At 60.7% G+C, this 25,789-nt stretch carries 27 protein-coding genes; 7 read left to right on the forward strand and 20 right to left on the reverse strand.

Annotation, left to right across the window (positions count from 1 at the left end; translation table 11 throughout):
• Positions 1-64 precede the first annotated feature (64 nt).
• The 3 genes from DK870_RS01320 (at position 65) to DK870_RS01330 (ending at position 2,690) form a co-directional block, all read left to right on the forward strand.
• Positions 65-862, forward strand: coding sequence for a transporter substrate-binding domain-containing protein (locus DK870_RS01320; protein ID WP_060754572.1), 798 nt, complete (start codon positions 65-67; stop codon positions 860-862).
• A gap of 141 nt (positions 863-1,003) precedes the next feature.
• Positions 1,004-1,963, forward strand: a complete 960-nt coding sequence (locus DK870_RS01325; RefSeq protein ID WP_060754571.1) for an amino acid ABC transporter permease — start codon at positions 1,004-1,006, stop codon at positions 1,961-1,963.
• Entirely contained in the window at positions 1,956-2,690 is a 735-nt protein-coding gene (locus DK870_RS01330) for an amino acid ABC transporter ATP-binding protein (RefSeq protein WP_060754570.1), read from the forward strand. The genes DK870_RS01325 and DK870_RS01330 overlap by 8 nt, the downstream gene beginning before the upstream one ends.
• Positions 2,691-2,693: 3 nt before the next feature.
• On the opposite strand, the gene DK870_RS01335 is transcribed toward DK870_RS01330, so the two are convergent.
• The 11 genes from DK870_RS01335 to ubiE all read right to left on the reverse strand — a co-directional run bounded on the left by DK870_RS01335 (position 2,694) and on the right by ubiE (position 12,846).
• Complete coding sequence (locus tag DK870_RS01335; protein ID WP_161547707.1) at positions 2,694-4,601, reverse strand: methyl-accepting chemotaxis protein; 1,908 nt, start codon at positions 4,599-4,601, stop codon at positions 2,694-2,696.
• Between the two features lie 127 nt (positions 4,602-4,728).
• Positions 4,729-6,645: a methyl-accepting chemotaxis protein gene (locus DK870_RS01340; RefSeq protein ID WP_161547708.1), complete on the reverse strand. Its 1,917-nt coding sequence runs from the start codon at positions 6,643-6,645 to the stop codon at positions 4,729-4,731.
• 229 nt (positions 6,646-6,874) lie between these two features.
• Positions 6,875-7,582, reverse strand: a complete 708-nt coding sequence (locus DK870_RS01345; RefSeq protein ID WP_104995294.1) for a 16S rRNA (uracil(1498)-N(3))-methyltransferase — start codon at positions 7,580-7,582, stop codon at positions 6,875-6,877.
• Positions 7,579-8,370 (reverse strand): twin-arginine translocase subunit TatC, encoded by a 792-nt coding sequence (gene tatC / locus DK870_RS01350; protein WP_060754566.1) that lies wholly within the window; start codon positions 8,368-8,370, stop codon positions 7,579-7,581. Before tatC ends, DK870_RS01345 begins: the two co-directional genes overlap by 4 nt.
• Entirely contained in the window at positions 8,367-8,768 is a 402-nt protein-coding gene (gene tatB, locus DK870_RS01355; RefSeq protein ID WP_161547709.1) for a Sec-independent protein translocase protein TatB, read from the reverse strand. The genes tatC and tatB overlap by 4 nt, the downstream gene beginning before the upstream one ends.
• Positions 8,769-8,778: 10 nt before the next feature.
• Positions 8,779-9,057: a twin-arginine translocase TatA/TatE family subunit gene (locus tag DK870_RS01360; protein ID WP_060754564.1), complete on the reverse strand. Its 279-nt coding sequence runs from the start codon at positions 9,055-9,057 to the stop codon at positions 8,779-8,781.
• A gap of 25 nt (positions 9,058-9,082) precedes the next feature.
• A complete protein-coding gene (locus DK870_RS01365; protein ID WP_090367314.1) occupies positions 9,083-9,415 on the reverse strand; it encodes a phosphoribosyl-ATP diphosphatase in 333 nt (110 codons plus the stop codon).
• Positions 9,416-9,417: 2 nt separating this feature from the next.
• Complete coding sequence (hisI, locus tag DK870_RS01370; RefSeq protein ID WP_161547710.1) at positions 9,418-9,810, reverse strand: phosphoribosyl-AMP cyclohydrolase; 393 nt, start codon at positions 9,808-9,810, stop codon at positions 9,418-9,420.
• Positions 9,811-9,851: 41 nt separating this feature from the next.
• On the reverse strand, positions 9,852-11,456 hold the full coding sequence (ubiB, locus tag DK870_RS01375; RefSeq protein ID WP_090367310.1) for a ubiquinone biosynthesis regulatory protein kinase UbiB: 1,605 nt from the start codon (positions 11,454-11,456) through the stop codon (positions 9,852-9,854).
• Positions 11,453-12,076, reverse strand: a complete 624-nt coding sequence (locus DK870_RS01380; protein WP_104995295.1) for an SCP2 domain-containing protein — start codon at positions 12,074-12,076, stop codon at positions 11,453-11,455. Before DK870_RS01380 ends, ubiB begins: the two co-directional genes overlap by 4 nt.
• Positions 12,076-12,846, reverse strand: a complete 771-nt coding sequence (gene ubiE / locus DK870_RS01385) for a bifunctional demethylmenaquinone methyltransferase/2-methoxy-6-polyprenyl-1,4-benzoquinol methylase UbiE (RefSeq protein ID WP_060754560.1) — start codon at positions 12,844-12,846, stop codon at positions 12,076-12,078. The genes DK870_RS01380 and ubiE overlap by 1 nt, the downstream gene beginning before the upstream one ends.
• A gap of 144 nt (positions 12,847-12,990) precedes the next feature.
• Here ubiE and DK870_RS01390 point away from each other — a divergent pair, with 144 nt between their 5' ends.
• From DK870_RS01390 to DK870_RS01400, 3 genes are all read left to right on the forward strand, one after another.
• Positions 12,991-13,266 (forward strand): polyhydroxyalkanoic acid system family protein, encoded by a 276-nt coding sequence (locus DK870_RS01390; protein ID WP_060754559.1) that lies wholly within the window; start codon positions 12,991-12,993, stop codon positions 13,264-13,266.
• Between the two features lie 104 nt (positions 13,267-13,370).
• Entirely contained in the window at positions 13,371-13,793 is a 423-nt protein-coding gene (locus DK870_RS01395) for a phasin family protein (RefSeq protein WP_060754558.1), read from the forward strand.
• A gap of 12 nt (positions 13,794-13,805) precedes the next feature.
• Positions 13,806-14,741 (forward strand): phasin family protein, encoded by a 936-nt coding sequence (locus DK870_RS01400; protein ID WP_161547711.1) that lies wholly within the window; start codon positions 13,806-13,808, stop codon positions 14,739-14,741.
• A gap of 67 nt (positions 14,742-14,808) precedes the next feature.
• Here DK870_RS01400 and DK870_RS01405 read toward each other — a convergent pair whose 3' ends face one another.
• The 7 genes from DK870_RS01405 to DK870_RS01435 all read right to left on the reverse strand — a co-directional run bounded on the left by DK870_RS01405 (position 14,809) and on the right by DK870_RS01435 (position 22,321).
• Complete coding sequence (locus DK870_RS01405; protein ID WP_161547712.1) at positions 14,809-15,765, reverse strand: fimbrial protein; 957 nt, start codon at positions 15,763-15,765, stop codon at positions 14,809-14,811.
• Positions 15,766-15,856: 91 nt separating this feature from the next.
• Complete coding sequence (locus DK870_RS01410; protein ID WP_060754555.1) at positions 15,857-16,384, reverse strand: fimbrial protein; 528 nt, start codon at positions 16,382-16,384, stop codon at positions 15,857-15,859.
• A gap of 18 nt (positions 16,385-16,402) precedes the next feature.
• Positions 16,403-17,344 carry a fimbrial protein gene (locus tag DK870_RS01415; RefSeq protein WP_161547713.1) on the reverse strand — a complete coding sequence of 314 codons (942 nt, stop codon included), beginning with the start codon at positions 17,342-17,344 and terminating at the stop codon, positions 16,403-16,405.
• Between the two features lie 56 nt (positions 17,345-17,400).
• Positions 17,401-19,968 (reverse strand): fimbria/pilus outer membrane usher protein, encoded by a 2,568-nt coding sequence (locus DK870_RS01420; RefSeq protein ID WP_161547714.1) that lies wholly within the window; start codon positions 19,966-19,968, stop codon positions 17,401-17,403.
• Positions 19,969-20,106: 138 nt separating this feature from the next.
• Positions 20,107-20,874, reverse strand: a complete 768-nt coding sequence (locus DK870_RS01425) for a molecular chaperone (protein ID WP_178126850.1) — start codon at positions 20,872-20,874, stop codon at positions 20,107-20,109.
• A gap of 8 nt (positions 20,875-20,882) precedes the next feature.
• Positions 20,883-21,659 (reverse strand): molecular chaperone, encoded by a 777-nt coding sequence (locus tag DK870_RS01430; RefSeq protein WP_161547715.1) that lies wholly within the window; start codon positions 21,657-21,659, stop codon positions 20,883-20,885.
• 80 nt (positions 21,660-21,739) lie between these two features.
• Positions 21,740-22,321 carry a fimbrial protein gene (locus DK870_RS01435; RefSeq protein ID WP_090367290.1) on the reverse strand — a complete coding sequence of 194 codons (582 nt, stop codon included), beginning with the start codon at positions 22,319-22,321 and terminating at the stop codon, positions 21,740-21,742.
• A gap of 371 nt (positions 22,322-22,692) precedes the next feature.
• Between DK870_RS01435 and DK870_RS01440 the strand changes: the two genes are divergently transcribed.
• Positions 22,693-23,355 (forward strand): response regulator transcription factor, encoded by a 663-nt coding sequence (locus DK870_RS01440; protein ID WP_060754694.1) that lies wholly within the window; start codon positions 22,693-22,695, stop codon positions 23,353-23,355.
• A 17-nt stretch (positions 23,356-23,372) separates the two neighbouring features.
• Here DK870_RS01440 and DK870_RS01445 read toward each other — a convergent pair whose 3' ends face one another.
• Positions 23,373-23,993, reverse strand: a complete 621-nt coding sequence (locus DK870_RS01445) for a TetR/AcrR family transcriptional regulator (protein ID WP_060754549.1) — start codon at positions 23,991-23,993, stop codon at positions 23,373-23,375.
• Positions 23,994-24,020: 27 nt separating this feature from the next.
• A complete protein-coding gene (gene phaC, locus DK870_RS01450) occupies positions 24,021-25,703 on the reverse strand; it encodes a class II poly(R)-hydroxyalkanoic acid synthase (protein WP_161547716.1) in 1,683 nt (560 codons plus the stop codon).
• Positions 25,704-25,789 lie beyond the last annotated feature (86 nt).

Genomic DNA, 25,789 nt, shown 5'->3' on the forward strand with positions numbered 1-25,789 from the left:
CACCCCGAAATGGTGCAGCCCTTTTGCGCGCCGCTCTTATAAGAACCGTCCAGGGGACTTGATGATGAAAAAGTATCTTTCGATGCTGATGCTCGGCGTCACGGCGTGGGTCGCCGCCACTGCGGCCCAGGCCGGTGCCATCGATGATGCGGTCAAGCGCGGCACGCTCAAAGTCGGCATGGACCCGACCTACATGCCGTTCGAAATGACAGACAAGCGCGGTGAAATCATCGGCTTCGAAGTCGACATCCTCAAGGCGCTGGCCAAGTCCATGGGCGTCAAGCTGGAGCTGGTCTCCACCGGTTATGACGGGATCATCCCGGCGTTCCTGACCGGTAAATTCGACATGATCGGCAGCGGCATGACCCTGACCCAGGAACGTAACCTGCGCCTGAACTTCAGCGAGCCCTTCATCGTCGTCGGCCAGACCCTGCTGATACGTAAAGACCTGGAAGGCACCATCAAGTCCTATAAAGACCTGAACGACGAGAAGTTCCGCCTGACCTCCAAGCTCGGCACCACCGGTGAGATGGTCGCCAAAAAACTGATCTCCAAAGCCAAATACCATGGCTATGACAATGAGCAGGAAGGCGTACTGGACGTGGTCAACGGCAAGGCCGATGCCTTTGTTTACGACGCGCCTTACAACGTGGTCGCCGAGAAAAAAGTCGGTAACGGCAAGCTGGTGTTCCTGGAAGAACCGTTCACGTTCGAACCCTTGGCGTTCGGTTTGAAGAAAGGCGATTACGACAGCCTGAACTACATCAACAACTTCCTGCACCAGATCCGCAACGACGGCACCTACGATCGTATCCATGACAAGTGGTTCAAGAGCTCCGAGTGGCTCAAGGACATGGAATAAGGCTTAAGACCGAGTCGCGTCCTTCGCGAGCAAGCCCGCTCCCACATTTGACCGAGTTCCAGCATGAGCATGCGGTCGAGTGTGGGAGCGGGCTTGCTCGCGAAGGCGGTCTCACAGGCGACACATATCCCGGAAAGTGAAATGAAACAGAAAAAAGCCCAATGGCCCTGGCACCTGCTGACCGTGGTCGTGCTGGTCGGCCTGGCTGGCGCCTTGTACTACGCCACTTCGCTGATGTCCTACGAGTGGCGCTGGAACCGCGTACCGCAGTACTTCGCCTACCAGGCCGAGACCTCCCAGCGTGCCGCCGATATCTCCACCGTCGTTGAACTGGTGCGCAAGGGCGATGTGGCTGAAGTCACCCTGCGCAACGACGCGGGTGTGGAGCAGAAGCTGAGCGTGGCCGACAACAGCCTGCAAGTGGCACGTGGCGATGACGTAGCCGAAGGCGATGTGGTCGGCGTGACCCGCCATTGGGCGTTGGGGCCGCTGATGTGGGGCTTGTGGACCACCTTGTGGTTATCGGTGGTCTCCGGGGTGCTTGGGTTGGCGATCGGCTTGGCGACCGGCTTGTGCCGTCTCTCCAGCAACCCGACGTTGCGTGATCTGTCGACGATCTATGTCGAACTGGTACGCGGCACGCCGTTGTTGGTGCAGATCTTCATTTTCTATTTCTTCATTGGCACCGTGCTCAACCTGTCCCGGGAGTTCGCCGGGGTGGCTGCGTTATCACTGTTTACCGGCGCCTATGTGGCGGAAATCGTTCGTGCGGGTGTGCAATCCATTGCCCGCGGTCAGAACGAAGCTGCGCGCTCCCTGGGGTTGAGTGTCAGCCAGTCGATGCGGCATGTGGTATTGCCGCAAGCCTTCAAGCGCGTGTTGCCGCCCCTGGCCGGGCAGTTTATCAGCCTGGTGAAGGACACCTCGCTGGTGTCGGTGATTGCGATTACCGAATTGCTCAAAAGCGGTCGGGAGGTGATCACCACCTCGTTCTCGCCATTTGAAATCCTGTTCTGTGTGGCAGGCTTGTACCTGCTGATCAACCTGCCGCTGTCGAAAATGGCCAGCCGGCTTGAGCGGAGGCTCGCGCAAAGTGATTGAAGTCCGCGATCTGGTAAAAGTCTTCGACACCCGTGGCCAGGTCGTGCGCGCGGTGGACCACGTGACCACCCAAGTGGCCAAGGGCGAAGTGCTGGTGGTGATCGGCCCGTCGGGCTCCGGCAAATCCACCTTCCTGCGCTGTCTCAATGGCCTGGAAACGTTCGATTCGGGTTCGGTGAGCATCGACGGCCTGCAACTGGCTGACCCGAAAACCGATGTGAACGCCTATCGCCGTGAAGTCGGCATGGTGTTCCAGCACTTCAACCTGTTCCCTCATATGACCGTGCTGGAAAACCTGTGCCTGGCGCAAAAGGTCGTGCGCAAGCGCGCCAAGAAAGAACGCGAGGCCAAGGCCCTGGCACTGCTGGAAAAAGTCGGTATTGCGCAAAAGGCCAACGAGTTTCCATCACGGCTGTCCGGCGGCCAACAGCAGCGTGTCGCGATCGCTCGCGCCCTGGCGATGGAGCCCAAGGTGATGTTGTTCGATGAGCCCACTTCGGCCCTTGACCCGGAAATGGTCGGTGAAGTACTCGACGTGATGAAGACCCTGGCCCTGGAAGGCATGACCATGGTCTGCGTCACCCACGAGATGGGGTTTGCCCGCGAAGTCGCCGACCGCGTGCTGTTCTTCGATCACGGCAAGTTGCTCGAAGACGCGTCCCCGGCCGAGTTCTTCGATGCCCCCAAAGACCCGCGGGCCCAAGCGTTTTTACGCCAGGTCCTGTAAGCGTCAGAGCCTGAATTGGCCGATCAGCGTCTGCAAATCCAGGCTGAGCCGCGTCAACTGAACACTGGCGGCCGCCGTTTCTTCGCTGGCGGTCGCCGTCTGTTCCGATACATCCCGCACCTTCAACACACTGCGATTGATCTCCTCGGCCACCGCGCTTTGCTGCTCGGCGGCGGCGGCAATCTGCGGGTTCATGTCCTGGATGATCGACACCGTGCGCGCAATCGCCGCCAACGCTTGACCGGCATCGCGGGTCAGGCCAACGCTGGTGTCGGTCAGGTTTCGGCTGCTGTCCAGAATCTGCGCCACCTGCTCGGTACCCTTGTTCAGGTCCAGGATCAGCCCTTCGATTTCTTCCGCCGATTCCTGGGTGCGTTGCGCCAGGCTGCGTACCTCATCGGCGACCACGGCAAACCCTTCTCCGGCACTCCCGGCGCGCGCCGCTTCGATGGCGGCGTTCAACGCCAGCAGGTTGGTTTGCTGGGACACGGATTTGATCACATCCAGCACGCTGCCGATTTTCTGGCTCTCCTGCTGCAAGGCGAGCATGGCGCGACTGGACAATGCCATTTCACTCGCCAGGTGACCAATCTGCTCCACCGCCTGCGCGACCACCTGTTCTCCGGCGCTGGCCTGTTGGTCTGCTTCCTGGGCGGCGGCCGACGCCTGTTCGGCGTGTCGCGAGACTTCCTGGGCGGTGGCGAGCATTTCATTCATGGCCGTGGCCACCTGGTCGGTTTCGTCTTTCTGGTTGTTTACGCCTGTGCGGGTTTGCAAGGTGACGGCGGACAATTGGGTGGCTGCACTGGCGATCTGCCGGGCACTGTCGCCGATGCGGCTGATCAGGTTGCGCAGGTTGCGGGTCATTTGGCCGATGCTCTGTTGCAATTGGCCCAGTTCATCATGGCGATCGGTCTGGGGGGCTTGGCTCAGGTCGCCGTCGGCGACGCGATGGGCAGCGGTGAGGATTGCGCGTAGCGGTATGGCAATCTGCCGGGCGATCCACCACGCGGCCAGGCCGCCGAGCAGCAAGGCCGCCACGGTGACGCTGATCAGCAGGAAACGTGTGTGGCTCGCGGCGTCATCACCCTGGGCGTTCTGGCCTTCAATCAGCGCAAGGTTTTGCTCGCGCAGTTGGTTGAGTTGTTGTTCAAAGCGGTTTTGCACGGTTTCAGTGTTGAGTTGCGCGTCCTTGAGCCGGGTGAGTTGCTCGCGATAGGTGGCCAGGTCGGTTTTGAGCTGCGCCGAGTCGACAGGCAAGGTGGTGACTGCGGCTTGGGCGACTTCCAGCGCGTCGAGCGTCTTGGCAATGGCCTCGGCGTAGGCTTGCAACGATTGTGCGGCCCATGCCGGGCTTTGCACACGCTCCTCGGCCTGCTCCATGGCCTGGCGCAACTGCTCGATGGCGCCATGGGCGTTGCCGTCTTCTGGGTCGGGTAATGCGCCGGCGAGCTGGACGAGCGTCTCACTGGCTTGCAGCGCCGTTCTTTTGAGCGCGGGGCGAATGCTCTCGCGTTGCTCGATCAAGGGCGGCAGTTGCACCAGGGCGGCCTTGAAATCCGCAACCCAGCGCGTTGCCGCCTGCAAGCGCTGCAGGTCGGCGGGGTCTTTCAAGCGGCTTGAAAGGTCGGCCAGGTGTGCGTCGATTTGTTCGATGCTGGTGGCCATCTTGGCCAGGCTGTCGGCATCCGTCAGGGTGCGGTACACGATACGATCAGCGCGCATGGCTTCTGTGTCGACGGCCAACCGCCCCAACACCGTCAGGCTGCTGGTGTGATACAGCGCGGTGTTCAAGGCTTGCCAGCCGGTCATGGCGATCAGGAGACTGAGGATCAGCACTTGGCCAAATCCCAGGACGAGCTTGAGACGGACGCTGGCATTGACCAGCAAGTGGGTCAGCCGAGAAAACATGATGAGCCTCCAATCAGAAAGAGCGTTCGGTTAAAACGCTAAAACGATTCGAGGTGTTGGCGGGCTGATAACTGCGTAGGACGTTTCACAAATTGCGGCGGCCTTGATCGACCGCCGCAGCAAAGGGTCAGACGCGGAAGCGCCCGACCAAGGTCTGCAAGTAGATCCCCAGGCGCGCCAGTTCTGCGCTGGAGGTGGCGGTCTCTTCACTGGCCGACGACGTTTGCTCCGACACGTCGCGCACATTCAGCACGCTACGGTTGATCTCTTCGGCGACGGCGCTCTGTTGCTCGGCGGCGGTAGCGATCTGCGAGTTCATCGCCTGGATGGTCGAGACCGTGCGGGTGATGCTCGCCAACGCACTGCCGGCGCGACGGGTCAGTTCGACGCTGCTGTCGGTCAGGCCACGGCTGTTGTCCAGGATAGTGGCCACCTGCTGGGTGCCGCTTTGCAGGCCGACGATCAGTTCTTCGATCTCTTCGGTGGATTTCTGGGTGCGTTGGGCCAGGCTGCGCACTTCATCGGCCACCACCGCGAAACCGCGTCCGGCTTCACCGGCGCGCGCCGCTTCAATTGCCGCGTTCAGCGCCAACAGGTTGGTTTGCTGGGCGACCGACTTGATCACGTCGAGCACGCTGCCGATCTTGTCGCTTTCGCGTTTCAGATCGCCCATGGCGGTAGTGGAGTGGCCGACTTCGGTGGCCAGGCGCTCGATCTGGTCGATGGCTTCACTGACCACCTTGTCACCTTCACGCGCCTGTTGGTCGGCGGCCACGGCGGCTTCGGACGCTTCCTCGGCGTTGCGCGCCACCTCCTGCACGGTGGCAGCCATTTCGTTCATGGCGGTGGCCACCTGGTCGGTTTCGACCTTCTGGCTGTTGACCCCGGCGCTGGTTTGTTCGGTCACGGCCGACAGTTGTTCGGCGGCGCTGGCGATTTGCGTGACGCCGTCGCTGATGCCGCCGATCAGTTCACGCAGGCCCACGGTCATGCTTTGCATGGCGCGTTGCAACTGGCCCAGTTCATCCTGGCGCATCGAGTCCAGGTTGTGGCTCAGGTCGCCCGAGGCTACGCGCTCTGCGACTTTAAGCGTCTGGTTCAGTGGGATGACGATTTGGCGGGTGATGGCCATGGCGGCGATGATGCCGAAGATCAGTGCCAGCACGGTGGCCAGCAGTAACAGCTGTTTGGCCTGCACGACGTCGGTGTCACGCACTGCCGTTTGCGAGGTGGTGAGCTTTTCGCTATGGCCCAACAGGATATCGCCTTGGGCCTTCATGGTCGCCATGGCCGCCGCGCTGGCAACCTGGGCGTCGCGATACTGGCTGACGGCAGCGCGATAGGCTTGCAGCGACACGCCGGCTTCTTGCAGGTTGGCCTGATACGGCTCCGGCAATTGGCCTTGCAGTTGGTTGATTTTTTTCAGGGCGTTGTCGATGGCATCCAGGGCCGGCTGTTCGGCCTCCGTCTTGCCGCTGTAGGTGTAGCCGCGAACCTGGAAGCGCGATTGCTGGATCAGCTTGCTCAAGTCCACCACGCTATTGAACTGGGCGACGCTGTCGCCTTGCAGCAGGGCTTTTTCGATTTCATTGATCTTGGCCACGGCGTTGTCAGCGGTGTCGCCCAACTGGCTGCGGGCGCCTTCACGCTTCAGACCGGCCTGGACCATGGCGGCGAAGGCTTTTTTGTATTGATTCAGGGCCTCCAGTTGCTGCTCGACCAGCGCCTTGTCGTTAGGCTGTTCGATCAGATCCAGAGCGGTTTTCAGGCCGCTGTCCAACTGCGTGAGCAAGCCATTGACCGCATCCGTACCTTGTTCACCACGACGCATCTCGAAGTCCAGGCGTGCCAGCCGCAGGTCTTTGGTCAGGCTGTTGAGGCTGGAAATAAAGCCGAGTTTGTCGCCACGACTGGTCACGTTGCTCAGGCCGGTCCAGCCGGTGAAGGTGATCAGTAGCGTCAGGATCAACACCAAGCCAAAGCCCACGCCCAGCTTGCGATTGACGCTCACATTCCCCAGTTTTTCGGCTAACCAACGATACATGCTGCGATCTCCTTTGGAACAAGGCTTGGACTTATTCAAAGGCTATCGGCCGGCCGGGCTATACCTGTAGGAAAACTGGAGTTTGTAGTGAGCGGGCTTGCCCCGCGCTGGGGGGCAAAGCCGCCCTAACCAAGGACGCCGCAGTGATTCAGAAAGACCGCAGCGCTTGGTTTTGGGGCGGCTTCGCCCCCCAGCGCGGGGCAAGCCCGCTCACTACAGGGATGTGTTGTTAGAACAGGCGGGCGAGCAGGGCGGTGACCGCCGTTTCGACGCGCAGGATACGTGCGCCGAGTTGCACCGGTTGCAATCCGGCCTGGGTCAGCAGGTCCACTTCGTAGGGAATCCAGCCGCCCTCGGGGCCGATGGCCAGTGTCACCGGCTCATCCAGCCCGCGCGGGCAGGCCGGGTAATCGCCGGGGTGGCCGATCAGACCCAGGGTGCCTGCGGTCATGGCGGGCAAACGGTCTTCAACGAACGGCTTGAAGCGCTTTTCGATAATGATCTCGGGCAACACCGTATCCCGTGCCTGTTCCAGGCCCAGGATCAATTGCTCACGGATCGCTTCAGGCTCCAGGAACGGCGTCTGCCAGAAGCTTTTCTCTACGCGGTAGCTGTTGACCAGCACGACCTTCGGCACGCCCATGGCGGCCACGGTTTGCAGCACCCTGCGCAGCATTTTCGGGCGCGGCAGGGCCAGCAGCAGGGTCAGGGGCAGTTTGGCCGGCGGGGGCTGGTCGAAGCTGACTTGCAGCTCGGCCTCGCGGGTTTCCAGGCGCAACAGCCGGGCGTTGCCCATCAGGCCGCCGATGCGCCCCACGCGCAGGCTGTCGCCCACCGCAGCGCGGTGGACTTCCTGCATATGCACCAGGCGCCGATCACGCAGCACCACCCGGTCGGCCGCGATAAAGTCGGCCTCTTCCAGCAACAGCAGGTTCATGGCTGGGTGGCTGGCGGCTGGTCGTTGTCGACGGGCGGGTCATCCGGCTGGTCTTCGCGCTTGCTGATCAGGCTGCCGAACAGGATGCCGATCTCGAACAGCATCCACATGGGCACGGCCAGCAAGGTCTGGGAGAAGATGTCCGGCGGCGTGAGAATCATGCCGACCACGAAGCAACCGATGATCACGTACGGGCGGATCTTCTTCAGGTATTTGACGTCGACCACGCCGATCCATACCAGCAGCACCACGGCCACCGGAATTTCGAAGGCCACGCCAAAGGCGAAGAACAGCGTCATCACGAAATCAAGATAGCTGGTGATGTCGGTCATCATCTCCACGCCGGCCGGCGTGGCTGCGGCGAAGAATTTGAAGATCAGCGGGAACACCAGGAAATACGCGAACGCCATGCCGGTGTAGAACAACAGGATGCTCGACACCAGCAACGGAACGGCGATGCGCTTCTCATGCTTGTACAGGCCCGGCGCGATGAAGCCCCAGATCTGGTGCAGGATCACCGGGATCGCAAGGAACAACGACACCATCATGGTCAGCTTCAATGGCGTGAGGAACGGCGACGACACATCGGTGGCGATCATCGTTGCTCCAGCCGGCAGGTACTGGCGCAGAGGCGTGGAGACGAAGGTGTAGATTTGCTGGGTAAAGGCGAACAGCCCGGCAAAGATGATGAAAATGGCCGCTACACAACGCAGCAGGCGGGTGCGCAACTCGGTGAGGTGCGAGACCAGCGGCATGTGCTGGTCGTTTTCCGGTTTATCAGCGCTCATGGGGCTCGCGGCGGCAATGTAGGGTCATGGGGCGCGGGCGACGCAATGGGCGTCGGCGCAGGCTCGGTTGGCGCGGCGGGCGTGGCTTGTGCAACGGGTGCGGGCGCGATGCTGTTCGGGGCCGCAGGCTCCTCCGGCTTGGCCGGCTCCTGTACCGGCGACAGGATTTTCCGGGCTTCCTGCTCCAACGACAGAATGTGTTCGTTGTGCAGTTGGCGGCGGATCTCGTCGGCGCCGATTTCCCGTTCAACTTCCTGTTTGATGGCGTTGAAACTGCGTTTCAGGCGCCCGATCCACAGGCCGGCCGTGCGTGCGGCACCGGGCAGGCGCTCAGGCCCCAATACCAGTAACGCCACGAGGCCGACGAGTAGCAGTTCAGAGAAGCTGATACCAAACATTAGTCAGTGCTCACGAGTCTTTGCGGGTCGGCTCTTCGACTTTTTCAGCCTGCACGTCGAAGGTCCGACGCTCGGTGATCGGCTGGGTGGCCTGCGGATGTACCGGCTGGGCCGGCGGCACCGGAGTGGCGACCGGGTCGGCCGGTTTTTCGTCGTCGTTCATGGCCTTGCGAAAGCCCTTGATCGACTCGCCCACATCGGTGCCCAGGTTCTTGAGTTTCTTGGTGCCGAACACCAGTACCACCACCACCAGAATGACGATCCAGTGTTTCCAGTCAAAAATGCCCATGCTGCAATTCCTCTGTGAAAGTTATTCAGGCGGACGGGCGCGAGGCCTTTTCGACGTGCCCGGACAAGCCGAAGCGACGGTCCAGTTCATCCAGTACGGCCTGCGGATGCTGCCCCAGTTGGGCGAGCATGACCAGGCTATGGAACCACAAGTCGGCGGTTTCATAGATTACATCGCTGTAATCACCGCTGATCTGCGCGTCCTTGGCGGCGATGATCGTTTCGATGGACTCCTCGCCGAGCTTTTCCAGGATCTTGTTCAATCCCTTGTGGTACAGGCTGGCGACATAGGAGCTGTCGGCATCCGCGCCCTTGCGGTCTTCCAGTACCTGGGCCACGCGGTTCAGGGTATCGCTCATGTTCAGTGTCCTGGGGAATAAATGGCGTGCGGGTCTTTGAGCACCGGCTCGACAATTTTCCATTTGCCGTCTTCGAACACGCGATAGAAGCAACTGTGACGACCGGTGTGGCACGCGATGTTGCCGATCTGCTCGACCATCAGGATCACCACGTCGGCGTCACAGTCGAGGCGTATCTCGTGCAGGGTTTGCACATGGCCGGACTCTTCGCCCTTACGCCACAGTTTGCCACGCGAACGTGACCAGTAAATAGCGCGCTGCTCAGCGGCGGTGAGGCTCAGGGCCTCGCGGTTCATCCAGGCCATCATCAGCACGCGCCCGGTCTTGTAGTCCTGGGCGATGGCCGGTACCAGGCCGTCATTGTCCCACTTGATCTCGTCCAACCAGTCTTTCATGTTCGGCTCCGGCAATTTGCGACAGTGTATAACCGGATCGGCTATCGACGCACGATCAGATACACACCCACGGCGACCATGATGCCGGCTGGCCAGTGGCCCAACTCATTCAGTGGCCCGCCAATGGCCAGTATCACGCCACCCACCAGGTGCGCGGCGCCCAACAGGCGCAGGAACCAGTCGTCCTTGCGCTTCTGCCAGGGTGGCGCCGGGTCATGGGCGTGGGGCTGGGACATGCGCTCCAGCAGGTCACGGGTCATGTTGGCCAGGTGCGGCAGTTGTTCGAACTGGCTGTGCAGGTTGCCGATCAGGGTTTTCGGGCTGACGCGCTCACGCATCCAGCGTTCCAGGAACGGTTGGGCGGTGTTCCACAGGTCAAGGTCCGGGTACAGCTGGCGCCCCAGCCCTTCAATGTTCAGCAGGGTTTTTTGCAGCAATACCAACTGCGGCTGCACTTCCATGTTGAAGCGCCGCGCTGTCTGGAACAGGCGCATCAGCACCTGGCCGAAAGAGATATCTTTCAGCGGTTTTTCAAAGATCGGTTCGCAGACGGTACGGATCGCCGCTTCGAATTCGTTGAGCTTGGTTTCCGCCGGTACCCAGCCCGAATCGATGTGCAGTTGCGCCACGCGGCGGTAGTCACGCTTGAAGAAGGCAAACAGGTTGCGCGCCAGGTAGTCCTGGTCTTCCGGGGTCAGGCTGCCGACGATGCCGCAGTCGATCGCAATGTACTGCGGGTTCCACGGGTTCACGGTGCTGACGAAGATGTTGCCCGGGTGCATGTCGGCGTGAAAGAAGCTGTCACGGAACACTTGGGTGAAGAAGATCTCCACACCGCGTTCAGCGAGCATCTTCATGTCGGTGCGCTGGTCCGCCAGGGTCGCGAGGTCGGTGACCTGCACACCGTAGATGCGTTCCATCACCAGCACTTTGGGACGGCACCAGTCCCAGTACACTTGCGGCACATACAGCAAGGGCGAGCCTTCGAAGTTGCGCTTGAGTTGACTGGCGTTGGCGGCTTCACGCAGCAGGTCGAGTTCGTCGTAGATGGTTTTTTCGTAATCGGCGACCACGTCGACCGGGTGCAGCAGGCGTGCATCGGCGGAGAAACGCTCGGCGGCGCGGGCGAGGATGAACAGCCATGCCAGGTCCTGGCCGATGATCGGCTTGAGGCCGGGGCGAATCACCTTCACCACCACTTCTTCACCGGTCTTGAGCTGTGCGGCGTGTACCTGCGCCACCGAGGCCGATGCCAGCGGCTCGATGTCGAAGCGCCTGAACACTTCGCTGATCTTTTTGCCGAGCTGTTCTTCGATCAGCTTGACCGATTGCTGCGAGTCGAACGGCGGCACGCGGTCCTGCAGCAGCATCAGTTCGTCGGCGATGTCTTCCGGCAGCAGGTCGCGGCGGGTGGAGAGGATCTGCCCGAACTTGATGAAGATCGGCCCCAGGTCCTGCAGCGCCAGGCGCAGGCGTGCACCACGGCTCAGTTCCAGCTGCTTGCGCGGCAGCCAGCGCCACGGCAGCACATAGCGTACTGCCAGAAGAAACCACGGCAGGGGCAGGGCAAACAGCAGGTCATCGAGGCGGTAGCGGGCTACGACGCGCTGGATACGAAACAGACGGCGGACGGCGAGCAGCTTCATGCGTTATCGCTTGGATCAAGGGAACGGCTCAGGCGCTCGAAGCGGGCCTCGAGGCGTTCCAGGTCGATTTTGGCCTTGTCGAGTTCACGAAAGCGCGCTTGCGCTTCCCGTTGCCCGACCAGGGTGCGCGATTCTTCGCTCAGGTATTCGGCAAGGTTCTGGTTGAGGCTGGCGAACCCTTGCTGGTACCAGCGCGAGCGGCTGCGCAGGTGCCCGCTGATCAACTGGGTGGCGACGGGGCCGATCCAGCGCGACAGCTCGTATTCCCAGTCCAGTTCCAGGTCTTGCAGCACGGCGGCCAAGTCCATCAGCACCGCACTGTCGCCTTCCAGTTCCACTTCGGCACTGTGGAGGATGGCGGTCTTGTTGCGGCTCAAGGCCAGGTGCAACAGGCTCGACGCCGGCGCCCGCAGGGTGCAGTCGGCCTCGGCGGCCCAGTGGCTGGCGAGCAGCAAGCCTTCATCGCCGGGCAGGATAAACAACTGCAAGGCGGGGCTGCGGCAGTCGACGGCAATGATCTTGCCGTTGAGGTGCGCGAGCCGCGCCAGGGCGGTGCTGTCCAGGCGCAAGACACGGTTGATGCCGTGTTCCACGCTGGCGAGAAGACCGGCGAACAACATCAGGGCTTGATGCCGCGGTGCAGGGCGACGATACCCGAGGTCATGTTGTGGTAGGTCACGCGGTCGAAACCGGCCTCCACCATCATCGACTTCAGAGTTTCCTGGTCAGGGTGCATGCGGATCGATTCGGCCAGGTAACGATAACTCTCGGCGTCATTGGTGATCAGCTTGCCCATCAACGGCATGAAGGCGAAGGAGTAGGTGTCGTAGACCTTGGACATCAGCGCGTTGGTCGGCTTGGAGAACTCCAGCACCAACAGGCGACCACCCGGCTTGAGCACGCGCAGCATGGAGCGGATCGCGTCCTCCTTGTGGGTGACGTTGCGCAGGCCGAAGGCGATGGTCACGCAGTCGAAATGGTTATCCGGGAACGGCAGTTTTTCGGCGTCGGCCTGGACGAATTCGATATTGCCGGCCACGCCTTTATCCAGCAGGCGATCGCGACCGACCTTGAGCATCGAACCGTTGATGTCCGCCAGTACCACCTGGCCGGTGGGGCCGACGAGCTTGGAGAACTTGGCCGCCAGGTCGCCCGTGCCGCCGGCGATGTCCAGCACACGGTTGCCGGCGCGTACGCCCGACAGTTCGATGGTGAAGCGTTTCCACAGGCGGTGCATGCCGCCCGACAGCACGTCGTTCATCAGGTCGTACTTGGCGGCCACGGAGTGGAACACCTCAGCGACTTTTTCCGCTTTCTGGCTTTCCGGGACGTTCTTGAAACCGAAGTGAGTGGTGGGTTCGGCATCGCTGCCTTTGCGCTGATCAGTCATATCGCTGTCACCAAAAGAGAATGCGGGACATGATAATCCCCATGACCTGCTTTGTCTTGGCAAGGCTGAAGGTAAGATAGGCGGTCACCGAGACCTTTTGCCGCATGGCAGGTGTTCCACTCGCTATAAAGAGGAGTCATTGCAATGGCCCGTATTACCGTTGAACGTGCACACACCTTGGGTAAAGAGGGCGCGCGGGCGAAGGCCGAGAAGTTGGCGCACAAGCTCAAGGAGCAATATGGCCTGGAACCTTCATGGTCCGGCGATACCTTGAACCTCAAGCGCTCGGGGGTTAAAGGCACTGTATTAGTGGCTGATGAATCGCTGCGCATTGATGTGGAACTGGGCCTGTTGATGTCGGCCATGAGTGGCACTATCAAGTCCGAAATCGAGAAGGCGCTGGATAAGGCGCTGGCTTGATTCACCGCGCTTAGGGTGCCGATTCTAATTTTTCTGCCTACTTTGTGCCCAGGCCCTCAACTCCTGTGGGCTGTTCCTCCATCCTATTTTGCGTGAGGTGCACCATGGCCAAAGTTATTTTGAAGAAAAAAAACGACGTACAGTCCACTGCCCTGAGTGACGTTAAAAGCTATGCCCGCAAGATCTGGCTGGCGGGTCTTGGTGCGTATGCCAAGGTCGGCAGCGAGGGCAGCGAGTACTTCAAAGAGCTGGTTAAGACCGGTCAACATGTTGAAAGTAAAGGCAAAAAAGTTGTGGTTGAACAACTTGATGCTGCCAACAGTCAGATTGATCAAGTAAAGAGTAATGTCTCCAGCGTCAAAGGCTTGGTTGAAGTTCAACTGGATAAAGTTGAAAAAGCCTTTGACACGCGTGTTGCAAGTGCCTTGAATCGGATTGGCATTGCGTCTAAACATGACGTTGAGACACTCTCTGCTAAGCTCGAAGAGCTGACGGCATTGCTCGAACGTGTCGCGCGTAAACATTAAGGAGACAACGGGATGGCTGTTCAAAAGAAAACTCAGAAAGAAGGCAGCTCGTGGATCGGGGAGGTTGAAAAATATTCCCGTAAGATCTGGCTTGCTGGTTTAGGCGTGTACTCGAAGGTTAGCAGTGACGGCGGTAAATACTTCGAGACCCTGGTTAAAGACGGCGAGAAGGCCGAGAAGTTGACCAAGACCACCGTAGGTAAGAAAGTCGAGGCGGCCAAGGCCACTGCCGGTTCCGCCAAGTCCAGTATTTCTGATACATGGGGCAAGTTGGAAGAAACGTTCGACAAGCGTCTGAACAGTGCCATTTCTCGGCTGGGCGTACCCAGCAAAGCAGAACTGAAGACGCTGCACAGCAAGGTCGATACCCTGACCAAGCAAATCGAAAAACTCACCGGCGCGAAAGTGGCTCCGGCGAAAACCGCAGCCGCCAAACCGGCTGCCAAGCCTGTCGCTAAAACTGCAGCGGCCAAGCCTGCGGCGAAAACGGCCGCTAAGCCTCTGGCAAAAGCCGCCGCCAAACCTGCCGCCAAGGCCCCGGTAAAAGCAGCGGCTAAACCCGCCGCCAAAACCGCCGCGGCAAAACCAGCCACCAAGCCTGCCGCCAAGCCCGTGGCCGCTAAAGCCGCTGCCAAGCCTGCCGCTAAACCCGCCGCCAAGGCCGCCGCAAAACCGGCCGCCAAGCCCGCGACTAAAACCGCTGCAGCCAAACCTGCCGCCAAACCGGCAGCCGTCAAACCCGCTGCCAAGCCGGCGGCCAAACCCGCCGCCGCTAAAAAGCCGGCCGTAGCGAAGAAACCAGCAGCGCCCAAGCCGGCAGTCGCGGTCAAGCCTGCCACGGCACCTGCGTCAACCGCCTCCACCGCCAACTCGGTTTCCGCGCCGGCGTCTGCTGCTACAACTACGACTGCAACGCCGGCCACGCCGACGCCATCCAGTCAGTCCTGATTTTACCGGGACCTGAAAATGCCCGGCCTGAAAAGGTCGGGCATTTTTTATGCGCGCTCAAACTTCATCAGTCGTAAGCGATGGAAACGATCGCGGTACTGACCAGGGTTCCTGGAGTGATCGCGGCCCCGGTTTTGTGATACTCCGCGTTCATGGGCAACACCGCTCTCGCGCCGCTTGTCGGGATCTGGCGGGTGCGTTGGGCCGCAGACCCATTGGCGGGAATGTACGCGACGTTGCGGTGGGACAGCGCGAGCGCCGTTCCTCTTGAGGTTCCCATATTGGCGAACAGCGCGCCGTTCCCGGTTGACGGCGTACCCGAGAACAGGAAGCTCACATTCCTGATCCCAGGTTCGCAGTGGGCGGTCAGTTCGAAGGGATGCACTCCGGTGGAGTTGGCGTGGTTGAAGTCGGAAACCCTGACGGTGGGCAAGATTATCGTGCGATTCACATCGCCAACGGCCAGGTCGCAGGTAGACGCGGGATTGACGAAGCGTATGGAGGTATTGAGGATCATCCGGTAATGGCCTCTGCCTCCATCCCAGTTGTTATGCTGGATTTCACCGCTAGGCAAAGTGCCGGTTGTCACCGGCCCCAGCTTGTAAAACTGCGCAACCAGCCGGGTAGCCCCCCATAGAATCCTTCCAGGAGCCGAGACAAGGCTTTCGGTCATGAGCTTGGCGGAATAGGGCGCGCCGGAGGTCAGCGTGACCATGACGCGCATGCCGATGCCAGGAACATTCGTGTGATAAATGAGCCCTCCCGGCGCCGAGATTGCGGACGTGAACCGCCCTGTGAGAAACGTCGGGGTCGGGGAGTGGCAATTCATATAAAACGTCGGGTAGGGCCCTGCAAATGTCTGGCTGGTGATCAGTTGGCCGATGCCAAGGCTTTCCGGCACGGTAATGGTGCTGGGAAAGGTCACACTGTGTTGCGTGTTGGGGTAGCGATCGCAGGCCGCCTGGGCGGCGACTGGCAAACCGAGGCCCAGCAGTACGCAAAGAGATTTGAAACCGTGCTTCATCTTCTGTTCTCGTGACGAAATAGGCGTCGGCACTGGTGGTCCACAGTTCACGCAGTGCCGTGATCAAGGTTGGAGGGATGCCAGACCTTCGTCAGTTGTAAGTGATGGACACCGTCACGGCGCTGACCAGGGTGCCTTGGGTAATCGGCACACCGGTTTTGTGATAGGCGACCTGAAGTGGCAGCACTGCCTTGTTGCCGCTGGTCGGTATCGTTCGGCTGCGTTGGGCGGGAGTGCCGTTGGCGGGGATTGTGGTGTGGGGGGCGGCGCGATGTGCAAGCCACAACGCCGTCCCGGCTGAAGTGCCGGTGTTGGCAAACAACAGCCCGTTGCCGGCGGAAACGGTGCCGGCAAACAGGAAAACTACGTTGCGAATGTCCGATTCGCAGTCGGCGGAAATTTCAAAGTTGTGCGCTCCTGTGAAATTGACCGAATCAAAGTCAGATATTTTGACCGTTGGCAGGGTAATGGTGCGGTTCACATCGCCAGCGGCGAGGTTGCAGGTACCGGCGTTGACCTGGCCCCGGAAGTTGAGGGTGCCCGTGGTCGCGGCGTGTGCGGCATTGGCAGCCAGGCTTGCGGTGATTGCCAGTGCTATGGGCAGGGTTCGAAAGCTCATCAGGTAGTCCTTGTTATTTCAGTTGTAGGTGATGTTGACGGTGGCAGTACTGGCGAGCGTGCCCGAACTGACCGTGCCGTTTTTGTGGTAAGCCGCACCGAGCGGCAGGATTGCGCGATTGCCGGTAACCACCAGCGTGCGCGTGCCATGGTTGCTAAGGGTCTGTGGGACGCCGTTGATGCGTGAGTACAGCCACAGCGCTATACCCGCTGCGGTGCCGGTGTTGGCGAACAGCAAGTCGTTCCCGGGGGCGGGAGTGCCGGTGATACTGAACGTGACGTTGCCTGCATCGGTGCAGTTGGCTGTCAGGTCGAAGTTCTGTGCGCCGGCGTAGACCTCATCTTTCAAGGCACTGACTTGGATGGACGGGAGCGTGATGGTGCGGTTGACGTCGCCGGCTGCCAGGTCGCAAGTGGCCGCAGGCCTGACGAAGCGGACCGGGCTGGCGAGTTGCAGTTGAAACCGCTCTGGAGTGATGACCCAGTGTTTTTCCCAGAACCTTCCGCTGGGGATTGTCCCGGTGGTCACCGCGCCGATTTTGTAGAAGGTGGCCTCCGCTGAGGTGAAGCTGGGGATCTTCCCGTACACCTGTTGGTAGCCTTGGTCATAAAGTGCAAAGGCTGCCGGGCCTCCGCCGCCGGCCCAGGTCATCGTGATACGCAGGCCTACCCCTGCAACTTCGGTGTGGTAAGCGTCAGTCCCCGGGTGTTGCAGCCGGGTATATCGACCCCAGACCCCGCTATGGGTGGCAACGCTGCACTCGGCAAAGTAGTCGGGTGCCGTACCGTTGAAAGCCACGCGAGTGATGACGCTGCCAACCGGCAGGCTGTCCGGCACGGTGATGGTAGCCGGCAGGTTCAAGGTAAACGTATCGTTCTGGAATCGGTCACACCTCGCCTGGGCGGCGACCGGTATGCCAAGGGCCAGCAGTGTCGAAACCAGCAGGGTAGGGTGTTTCATCGTCAGTCCCGTCCTCGGAAATAGAGCGTTTGGGCGCGATATGCGCGCTCGCCGGATCAACCGCTTGTATTGGCCGTGCAAGTGCCGGCATCCAGATGGCGCAACCGCTGGGTGGCGCTCCCTCCAGATGCCTTGTCCAGGCCGTATTGCAGCCGGCAAGACGCGTCGTCACGGCTACCCCACTTGACGGTCAACAGCCCCTGGTCACGCGCTACGCGTACAAACGCCTTGCCGCCCTGGCCGACGATCCCCACGCTGGCACCGTCTTCATCGAACACATCCGAGCCGAACGGCAGCAGGCTGCCATCCTCTCGCAACGCTGTGATCAGCACGGCTTGGCCGCTGACTGTGTCGAACTGCAGCTTCACCACCGAGCCTGCGCGGGGCGCTACGTTTTGCGCGGCGGTCTTGAGTTCCACGTCGACCGACAGGTCCTTGGGGTCCAGCTCGACCACGTTCTGGCGATAGGGCGTGAGGTGGGGCACCACGGCAAAACCCTGCTTGCCGACCTGGGCGCCATGGTTGCCGTTGATCCGCGCTCCCTGGGCGTCCGGTGCCTGGACGATGCCGATGGTGTCGCCCAGCTCCGGAGCGAAGGTCACGCCGTCTGCGTGGGCGACGACGCCACCGGTCATGCCCAGTGACATGGCGCGGTAGGTGTTGCTCTGGCCATAGCCTGCGGACAGCACGCCGTGGCTGGCCTGGTACTTCACGTCGGCGGTCACGGAGTTACCGCTGCCTTGGGTGCGGCTGCCTCCCACGCCGTAGGTGAATTCGCTGCGCTCGCCCAGTGTGCCGCCAAGGTTCACGCGTTCGCCGCTGCTTTGATTGCCGCGAAAGGCCGTCGTGGTCAAGGTCGGTGAGCGAGGGTCGCTGCCCAGTGGCAGGCTCACGGTCAGTTCCAGTTGCTTGTCGACCCTGTCACTCAGCAAATCCTTGGTGCGCTGGGCACTGACGGTGTAGTGCAGGCCCTTCCAGCTATTGGTGTAACCGGCGGTAAAGGTCAGGTTGCCGCTGGCGCGGTTCCAGTAGTTTTGCGAGGAACCGGTGAGGTACACCGAGCCGTTGCCCAGGCTCTGGTTAAGGCTGATGTCCATCCTGTCGCGCAGGCGCGACAGGTTGTCCAGGCTGCGCCCGTCGATGGCGAGGTCACGCACCCGTGCCGCGTCGGCGATGCTCAGGAAGCCTTCGGTGGAGTAACGGTAGGCGCCGAGGGCAAAGTGCGTTCCGGTGTCGGTGAAATTCTTGCTGTAGCGTAACTGCAAGCTTTGTCCGCCACGCGGTTCATGGCCCGGCAGGGCGGCTCTCGATGTGGTCAGGTCAAGTGACAGTGCGCCAACCGGGGTGTTGAACGCTGCGCCCAACAACTGCGACAGATAGTCCTCGCTGACGACCGCGCCCATGTAGGCGGTGAGCAGGTTGTTGAGCCCGTTCTGGTAGGTGGCCTGGGCCAGGGTCGGTGGATGGCGCAGGCCGATTTCATCCAGCACGCCGACACTCAGCGAGTAGCGAGTGTGGCCCGTGCGCAGCAGGTTGGCATTGGCGGCAAAGGGCACGATGAATTCGCGCTGACGGCCGTCGGCTTCGGTCACCGTGACGGTCAGGTCGCCGCCATAACCGGTGGGGAACAGGTCGTTGAGGACGAATGGGCCGGGAGCGACAGACACCTCATCGAGCAGCACGCCGCGCTGGCGCACCGTGACCCGGGCGTTGGTCTGGGCGATGCCGCGTACCACCGGTGCAAAACCGGTCATGGAGTCCGGCAGCATGCGGTCATCGCTGAAAAGGCTGGCACCGCGCAGGCGCACACTGTCGAACAGCTCGCCCGGGGTGTAGATCTCGCCCAGCATCAGTTGTGAACGCAGAGGGTTGAGTTCGCGTTGCACATAGGTGCTGCTGCTTTGATAGCCCGAGGCGGTGTCGGTCTGGCTGAAGCTGCCGTTGTGACGCCAGTGCCAGTCACCCAGGTTGAGCCCGGTGTTCAGGCCCAGGTAATGGGAGTTGAGTGAGCGACCGTTGGTGCGGGTGGCAAAGGTGTTGGCGTTGTAGCGCGCAAAGGCCGCATCGACCCCACTGTCCCAATGCTTGGGGTCAACATAGCCACGCGCCTTACGCGCCAGGTAGATCTGTGGCACCTGCAGCGTCAGGCGGTTTTCGCCCGAATCGAATTGGCTGGTGCTGCCTGGCAGGTAGGCGGAAATGTCGGCACAGCGAGCAAATGTCGGGGTGGGCGCCTGACCGGCCTCGGCCGGTTGCTTCTGCGGCGCGTCCAGGTCGATGCCAAACCTGAGCAGCGCGTCTCGCTCCAGGCACATATGCGCAGAGTCCAGGCCCTTGACCGCGATGAAGGCCAGGGTTTCACGGCCTATCCACTGGCCGTTGAGGTAGACGTCGCTGCGGTAGCTGCCGGGGAGTACAACGTTGCCCTGGCTGAATTTTGAAATATCAACTTGCTGGCCGCCCACGCCATCCGGAAAGAAGGCCGGGTTGAACTCGACATTCTCGACCGCGTGGGCGTTGAGGGCTTGGGCACCGCCCAGCAGTAACAGGCAACGCGCCGTGTGCGTCAACCAATGACGTGTCAGGGACCTGGGTCTTGCGCTGACAGGCGTGTTCAAACTCATCTTTACCATTTCCAAAAAAAGGTGCTGTCCGAATTCGGGCAAGGGGAAGCCCTGCCCTGAAAAATGGGCATCAAACGGGTGTGTTCAGTGAGGTGAGGAGCGGGTCGGGCGGCTACGGTGCTCGGCAGGCTTCGTCGCTCACATCAGGAGCTTGGCGCGATGAGAGGTCTTTACCCCAAAGTCGTCGAGCGTCTGGAATTCCACGGTTGTTGCACGGCCCGGTGCTGACTTGAGACTGGGCACTTCAAAGCGGTTGCGAGCGCCAGGGGCCACCATGTTCTCGGCGCCGGATGTCGAGGCCTTGCGTGCATGACGCAGGTTTGGCTCCAGCACTTCAATCTCCTCGAACGTCACGTGATAAGGGGTGGGGTTGTAGACTTCCAGAACCTGTCCCTGCTCGGTGGATTCGCGCCGCCATTGCAGTTTGCCCGGCGCAGCGTCGACGCCATAAGGCAGGTTCGGCGGGCGGAAAAACAGCTTGATCCGCGACCGGAAGGCGAGCTGCAGCTGGTTGCCCTGCTGGGCGTCCCGAGTTTGTGCGGGTACTTCCAGCAGGTTGAACCAGAACAGGCTTTCCTGTTTCGCCGGCAAGCTTTCGCCGGTGTAGGCCAGGCGCAGAACCTGTTGCTTTCCGGGTTCCATGCGGAAGATCGGCGGCGTGGCGATAAAGGGGATGCCGGCAAGGTCCGGCGTGGAGTGTTCGTCGCCGCTGTCCAGCCAGGCCTGAATCAACACCGGTGCCTGGTTTTTGCTTTCAAGCCTGACCGTCACCTCTTTGTCGTTCTGCGGGTAGATGATCCGCGTGTTGTTGATGACAACGCTGGCGTGCGCGAGGGCGGTGCCCAGCAGTGCGAATGCCAATACCATGAGCTGCAAGAGCCGCTGTGAAATAGAGGTTAGGTTCATGGGGTGAGTCATCGGGTAGTTGAAGGGGCAAGGTTTGCCGAGTGACGTACTCGGGCACCGAAGTCGCTGACGGTGGTGAACTCGACCTTCGAGGCGCCACGGGGACGCTCATGCAGTTGCGGCAGCGCAAACAGTTTCACGTCTCCGGCCGGCAGCAGCAGGCCATCGTTGGCTGCCTGGTTCGGCGCTTTGCTGAAGCGTTGACCCTCGCTGAGCAAGTCAACGGTGGTCAGGGAAATATGGTACGGCGTCGGGTTGGTCGCTTGCAGCGCATAGCCCTGGTCCCGGGCTACCAGCTTCCACTGCAGTTTTGCCGGGGCACTGCCCACCGGATAGGGTAATGATTGGGGGCGCAGGAACACGCGCAGGCGAGTACGGAACGCCAGTTCGATCTGGTTGTTTTGCTCGGCACCGGCGCTCACCGGGGGCACTTCCAGCACGTTCAGCCAGTACAGGCTTTCGCGGTCGGTGGGCGGTGTGTCGCCGGAGTAGCGCAGGCGCAATGCCTGCTGTTGATGAGGCTCAATGCGGAAGATCGGCGGTGACAAGGTAAACGGTGTTTGTGCCGTCGCCGGTGTCGAGCGCAGATCGCCCGTGTCCAGCCAGGTTTGCACCAGCGCCGGGCGATCGCCTTTGTTCTCGAGGCGCACGACAACCTCCTGCTGTTCGGCGGGGAAGATCACGCGAGTGCCATAAATAATCACCCCTGCATGGGCGGGAATCGCTTGCAGCGATAACCATCCAACAGCACAGGTGGCCAGCGCGAGGCGAGCCATTGTTTTCATAGTGTCCAACGTCTCTTCGAATCCAGGGAGGGACCTGCAGGGGCGCTGCAAGTCCGTTACCTACTTGGCCTGCCGGCTCCTTAATCGGCGTAAACGACCATAAAGCCGACGCGCGTCTTGACCGTACCTTCGGTGGCCGGGGCGGTGGCGTACATTTGCGCGGCCAGCGGGATGACGGCCTGGTTATCCGCGATGACGACGCCCTCCGATTTTTCGGTGTAAACGTTAATGGGCGTGCCATTACGGTTGGTCACTTCAACCTGTACGTTCTTGGCGTTGGCGGAGTCTTCAGGGTTGTCGTAGCCATCGATGTTCAAGCGCCCGGTCGCCACGTCGATGGCCGGGCTGGTGGGATCGAACGCAACCATGGCGGTGCGGCCGTTGGTGCAACTGCCTTCGCCGGGTGCGCCAATACGGATGGTGAAGCCGGTCAGGTTGGCGCGATCGCCCGGTCGCGCCAGGCGTGCAGCAGAAACACCCCCCAGGTTCACGTCCTTGACCACGGCACCGGTACCCGGCGCCGCGCCTTCGATGGTGCACGTCGTATCGTTCACCAGCCCGGTGAAATTGATGGTGCCGTCATTGGCAGCGTAGGCGGTTTGCGATACGGCGGCAGCCAATGCAAGGGCAGTTGCAGCGGAAGAGAGAGCGTTGAATTTCATAGTATTTCCAAGCATGAATTATCTGGGATTGGCCTCGCACACTTGGGCTTTGTTTAAAAACGCTCCAAGTTGGCGAGGCCTACAAATAATCGGCCGGAACCGTCGATGCTGCCTATAGAGAAGTAACGATATTGGCCTCGTGATTGTTCGAAATTTTGTATTTAGAATCCAAATAGTTGTATTGATGGCTACTTGTAAGATTGCGCTGTAAGTTGGGAATGTAAGAGAAATCCTTATTATTGTTATTGATTGAACCTGCGGTGCGGCTGGGATATACCGTGATCATAATGACCGGCGAGTTTTTGTAATGAGCAGTACTCACAAGATCGGGTTTTTCGATGCCTACATCAACTTCCAGTACGTACACCATCATGTTGCTTGATGATCATGAGATGGTTAGGCAGGGGATCGAGCTGGGCCTGAGCAAGGAAGTCGACCTTGAGGTCATCGGTTCCTTCGGCACAGGCAAGGAATTATTGGAGGCGCTTGCCCGGCGGCCTGCTGATGTGGTGGTGATGGATTTTATCCTGGGGCCTTCAGACATCGATGGCCTCAGCCTGATCCAGACCCTGAGCCGACGTTTCAAGCAGTGCAAACCCATCGTCTTGTCATCCCACTACACACCAGCAACGGTGTTAATGACGTTGAAGGCCGGAAGTTGGGGAGTATTGGGCAAAACCCAGAAGTTGACGGAGTTGGTTGCAGCGATTCGAACAGTCGCCCAAGGGCGAATTTACCTGCAGCCCTGCATGTTGCCTGAACAGCAAGGCGCCCAACTTATCTTTGAGGGGGGCGATATACCATCAACGCTGGGCGGGGGCGGTTCGCTCCCGACTAATGCCAGCCTCACACCCAAAGAACAGGAGGTGCTGCGTTGCTTTCTCGATGGCATGTCGGTGAGTTCAATTGCGGCAAAGTTTTCGCGCAGCGCCAGTACTATCAGTACGCAAAAACAATCGGCCTATCGGAAATTGGGCATCAAGACCGATAGCGAACTTTTCAAGTTCACTCAACAGTTTGGCAAGCCAGGATAGGCCGTGGCTGCCCAGCCTTAACCCGGGTTGTCCAGATAGCGCAGAGCGAACTGTTCCGTCGCCTGGCGGGCCGGTGCCAACAAGTGTGGCGCCACTAGCATCATGATCTGGTAGACCACCACCTGCACTTCACCTTCGCGATCGAGAACTCGCTGGTAATCCAGGGAAAACAACAGGGTCAGGGTGATTTGTTCCACCAACTGGCCCAGCGCCTGGGTACTGCTGACCAACTGTCCCGCCGCTTTCAACCGTGCCAGCAGTGAAGCCAGGGTGCGCTTGAGTGCCGTAAGCAGGCTGCGAATGCCCTTGGCCAGTTTCGGCAGGCGCCCGGCGAGGTTCGACAGGTCCTGGAACAGAAAGCGGTAGTGCGCCATACGCTCGACGATCAGGTGCAGGAACAACCAGTAATCTTCGGCCTCCAGTTGCGCGTTCGCGGGTGGATCGAGCAGCGGCGCCAGCTCACACTGAAAGCGTTCGAACAGCCCGAGCACCAGCGGCTCCTTGCCGTGGAAATGGTAGTAGAGGTTGCCGGGGCTGATCCCCATCTCATTGGCTACCTCCATGGTCGACACGTTGGGCTCGCCCTTGCGGTTGAACAATTGCAGGGCACATTCAAGGATACGGTCGCGGGTCTTCATCCAGTCTTCTTAATGAGTTCGTAGAGCTCAGCGCACCCGCACATAAGTGCCCGGCGCCGCTTCCATCGGTGGGTAGTTCTGGTTGCCCAGGGCCGTGAGGGTTTCGCGTTGCACGCCCGAACGCTGGGTAATCCACTCCAGCCATTGCGGCCACCAACTGCCTTCGACGTGGTTGGCGTCGTAATACCAGGCGCGTGGGTCGCTGCTCAGCTTGGCGTTCTCGACGTAGTTGGCCTTGGGGTTGCCCGGCGGGTTGAGGATGCTCTGGATATGCCCGCTGTTGGACAGCACGAAGCGTCGCTCGCCGCCCAGCAATTGAGTCGAGCGATACACCGCGTCCCAGGGGGTGATGTGGTCGTTGATCCCGGCCACGCTGAAGCTGTCCACCGTGACCTTCTGTAAATCGATTGGCGTGCCACACACTTCCAGGCCGCCGGGGTGGCTCAACGGGTTGTGCTTGAAGAAATCCAGCAGGTCGCCGTGCAGCGCCGCAGGCAGGCGCGTGTTGTCGTTGTTCCAGTACAGGATGTCGAAGGCTGGTGGCTCCTTGCCCAGCAGGTAGTTGTTGATCCAGTAGTTCCAGATCAGATCGTTGGGGCGCATCCAGGCGAACACCTTGGCCATGTCACGACCGTCCAGCACGCCCTGTTGATAGGAGTGGCGTTTGGCGGCCTCCAGGGTTTGCTCATCGACAAACAGGGTAGCGGGACTATCGATCTGGCTGTCGAGCAGGCTGACCAGGTAAGTGGCGCTGGAGATGCGCCGTAGCTGGCGCTTGGCCTGCAAGTGGCCTTGCAGGGCGGCAATGGTCAGGCCACCGGCGCAGGCACCCATCAGGTTGACCTCTCGGGCCCCGGTGATTGCCCGGCACACATTGAGCGCTTCCTCCAGGGCCGCCACGTAGGTGGACAGGCCCCATTCGCGATGGCGCACATCCGGGTTGCGCCAGCTGATCATGAACGTCTGCAAACCGTTCTTCAGGGCGTACTGCACAAAGCTGTTGCCGGGGCTCAAGTCGAAGATGTAGTACTTGTTGATCTGCGGCGGCACGATCAACAGCGGCCTGGCGTACTGTTTTTCGCTCAAGGGCTTGTACTGGATCAGCTCCAGCAGCTCGTTGCGAAACACCACCGAGCCCGGCGTAGTGGCCACCGTCTTGCCCACTTCGAAGGCGTGCTTGCTCACCTGGCGCGGCAGGCCATTGTTGTGCAGCAGGTCTTCGAACAGGTTGCTCACACCGCGCACCACACTGTTGCCTCCGGAGTTCAGCAGTTCCTTGACGGCCAGTGGGTTGAGCAGGGTGTTGGAGGGTGAAACGGCGTCATTGATCAAGGAAAAGGCAAAGTGCGCGCGGGCGCGGTCATCGGCACTCAGGTGGCTGTCATCGATCCAGTGGCGCGTCTGCTGTTGCCAGCTCAGGTAGGCTTGCAGGCTGCGCCGGTAGAGCGGGTTGAGCTTCCAGGTGGGGTCGATGAAGCGGCTGTCGTTGGGGTTGGGCTCGTGCACGGTTTCGCCCAGCAGCACGCGCCCCAACTGGCCACCCAATGCCAGGGCATGACGGGCGGTATGCAGCGGGTTGCGCAAGCTATGGGCCGCCACGCTGCGCAAGGTCGACAGCAGGTCTCGTCCCCTGAGACCGGTGATCGCATTTTGCGCGTTAATGAACGCAGCGGGGGTGGGCGCCGGGTTCGACACGGGTCTTTCTCGCATGAGCCAACACTCCTTGGTCAAGTCATCAAGCAGGCACGCCAATTCAGAACCATAGTCGGTTCCTGGGAAGTTGCGCGGCGGTGTGG

This window comes from Pseudomonas sp. Q1, assembly GCF_009935975.1.
Lineage (GTDB): Bacteria > Pseudomonadota > Gammaproteobacteria > Pseudomonadales > Pseudomonadaceae > Aquipseudomonas > Aquipseudomonas palleroniana.

Bases quoted from the DNA above. Each gene is read 5' to 3' on its own strand.
- DK870_RS01445 (WP_060754549.1), bottom strand. From the start codon at position 23,993: ATGAAGACCCGCGACCGTATCCTTGAATGTGCCCTGCAATTGTTCAAC.
- DK870_RS01430 (WP_161547715.1), bottom strand. From the start codon at position 21,659: ATGAAAACAATGGCTCGCCTCGCGCTGGCCACCTGTGCTGTTGGATGG.
- DK870_RS01365 (WP_090367314.1), bottom strand. From the start codon at position 9,415: ATGAGCGATACCCTGAACCGCGTGGCCCAGGTACTGGAAGACCGCAAG.
- DK870_RS01400 (WP_161547711.1), top strand. From the start codon at position 13,806: ATGGCTGTTCAAAAGAAAACTCAGAAAGAAGGCAGCTCGTGGATCGGG.
- DK870_RS01380 (WP_104995295.1), bottom strand. From the start codon at position 12,076: ATGTTGTTCGCCGGTCTTCTCGCCAGCGTGGAACACGGCATCAACCGT.
- DK870_RS01360 (WP_060754564.1), bottom strand. From the start codon at position 9,057: ATGGGCATTTTTGACTGGAAACACTGGATCGTCATTCTGGTGGTGGTG.
- tatB (WP_161547709.1), bottom strand. From the start codon at position 8,768: ATGTTTGGTATCAGCTTCTCTGAACTGCTACTCGTCGGCCTCGTGGCG.
- DK870_RS01395 (WP_060754558.1), top strand. From the start codon at position 13,371: ATGGCCAAAGTTATTTTGAAGAAAAAAAACGACGTACAGTCCACTGCC.
- phaC (WP_161547716.1), bottom strand. From the start codon at position 25,703: ATGCGAGAAAGACCCGTGTCGAACCCGGCGCCCACCCCCGCTGCGTTC.
- ubiE (WP_060754560.1), bottom strand. From the start codon at position 12,846: ATGACTGATCAGCGCAAAGGCAGCGATGCCGAACCCACCACTCACTTC.
- DK870_RS01345 (WP_104995294.1), bottom strand. From the start codon at position 7,582: ATGAACCTGCTGTTGCTGGAAGAGGCCGACTTTATCGCGGCCGACCGG.
- DK870_RS01335 (WP_161547707.1), bottom strand. From the start codon at position 4,601: ATGTTTTCTCGGCTGACCCACTTGCTGGTCAATGCCAGCGTCCGTCTC.
- DK870_RS01390 (WP_060754559.1), top strand. From the start codon at position 12,991: ATGGCCCGTATTACCGTTGAACGTGCACACACCTTGGGTAAAGAGGGC.
- DK870_RS01435 (WP_090367290.1), bottom strand. From the start codon at position 22,321: ATGAAATTCAACGCTCTCTCTTCCGCTGCAACTGCCCTTGCATTGGCT.
- hisI (WP_161547710.1), bottom strand. From the start codon at position 9,810: ATGAAAGACTGGTTGGACGAGATCAAGTGGGACAATGACGGCCTGGTA.
- DK870_RS01320 (WP_060754572.1), top strand. From the start codon at position 65: ATGAAAAAGTATCTTTCGATGCTGATGCTCGGCGTCACGGCGTGGGTC.
- DK870_RS01410 (WP_060754555.1), bottom strand. From the start codon at position 16,384: ATGAGCTTTCGAACCCTGCCCATAGCACTGGCAATCACCGCAAGCCTG.
- DK870_RS01425 (WP_178126850.1), bottom strand. From the start codon at position 20,874: ATGAACCTAACCTCTATTTCACAGCGGCTCTTGCAGCTCATGGTATTG.
- tatC (WP_060754566.1), bottom strand. From the start codon at position 8,370: ATGAGCGCTGATAAACCGGAAAACGACCAGCACATGCCGCTGGTCTCG.
- DK870_RS01440 (WP_060754694.1), top strand. From the start codon at position 22,693: ATGTTGCTTGATGATCATGAGATGGTTAGGCAGGGGATCGAGCTGGGC.
- DK870_RS01420 (WP_161547714.1), bottom strand. From the start codon at position 19,968: ATGAGTTTGAACACGCCTGTCAGCGCAAGACCCAGGTCCCTGACACGT.
- ubiB (WP_090367310.1), bottom strand. From the start codon at position 11,456: ATGAAGCTGCTCGCCGTCCGCCGTCTGTTTCGTATCCAGCGCGTCGTA.
- DK870_RS01340 (WP_161547708.1), bottom strand. From the start codon at position 6,645: ATGTATCGTTGGTTAGCCGAAAAACTGGGGAATGTGAGCGTCAATCGC.
- DK870_RS01405 (WP_161547712.1), bottom strand. From the start codon at position 15,765: ATGAAGCACGGTTTCAAATCTCTTTGCGTACTGCTGGGCCTCGGTTTG.
- DK870_RS01325 (WP_060754571.1), top strand. From the start codon at position 1,004: ATGAAACAGAAAAAAGCCCAATGGCCCTGGCACCTGCTGACCGTGGTC.
- DK870_RS01415 (WP_161547713.1), bottom strand. From the start codon at position 17,344: ATGAAACACCCTACCCTGCTGGTTTCGACACTGCTGGCCCTTGGCATA.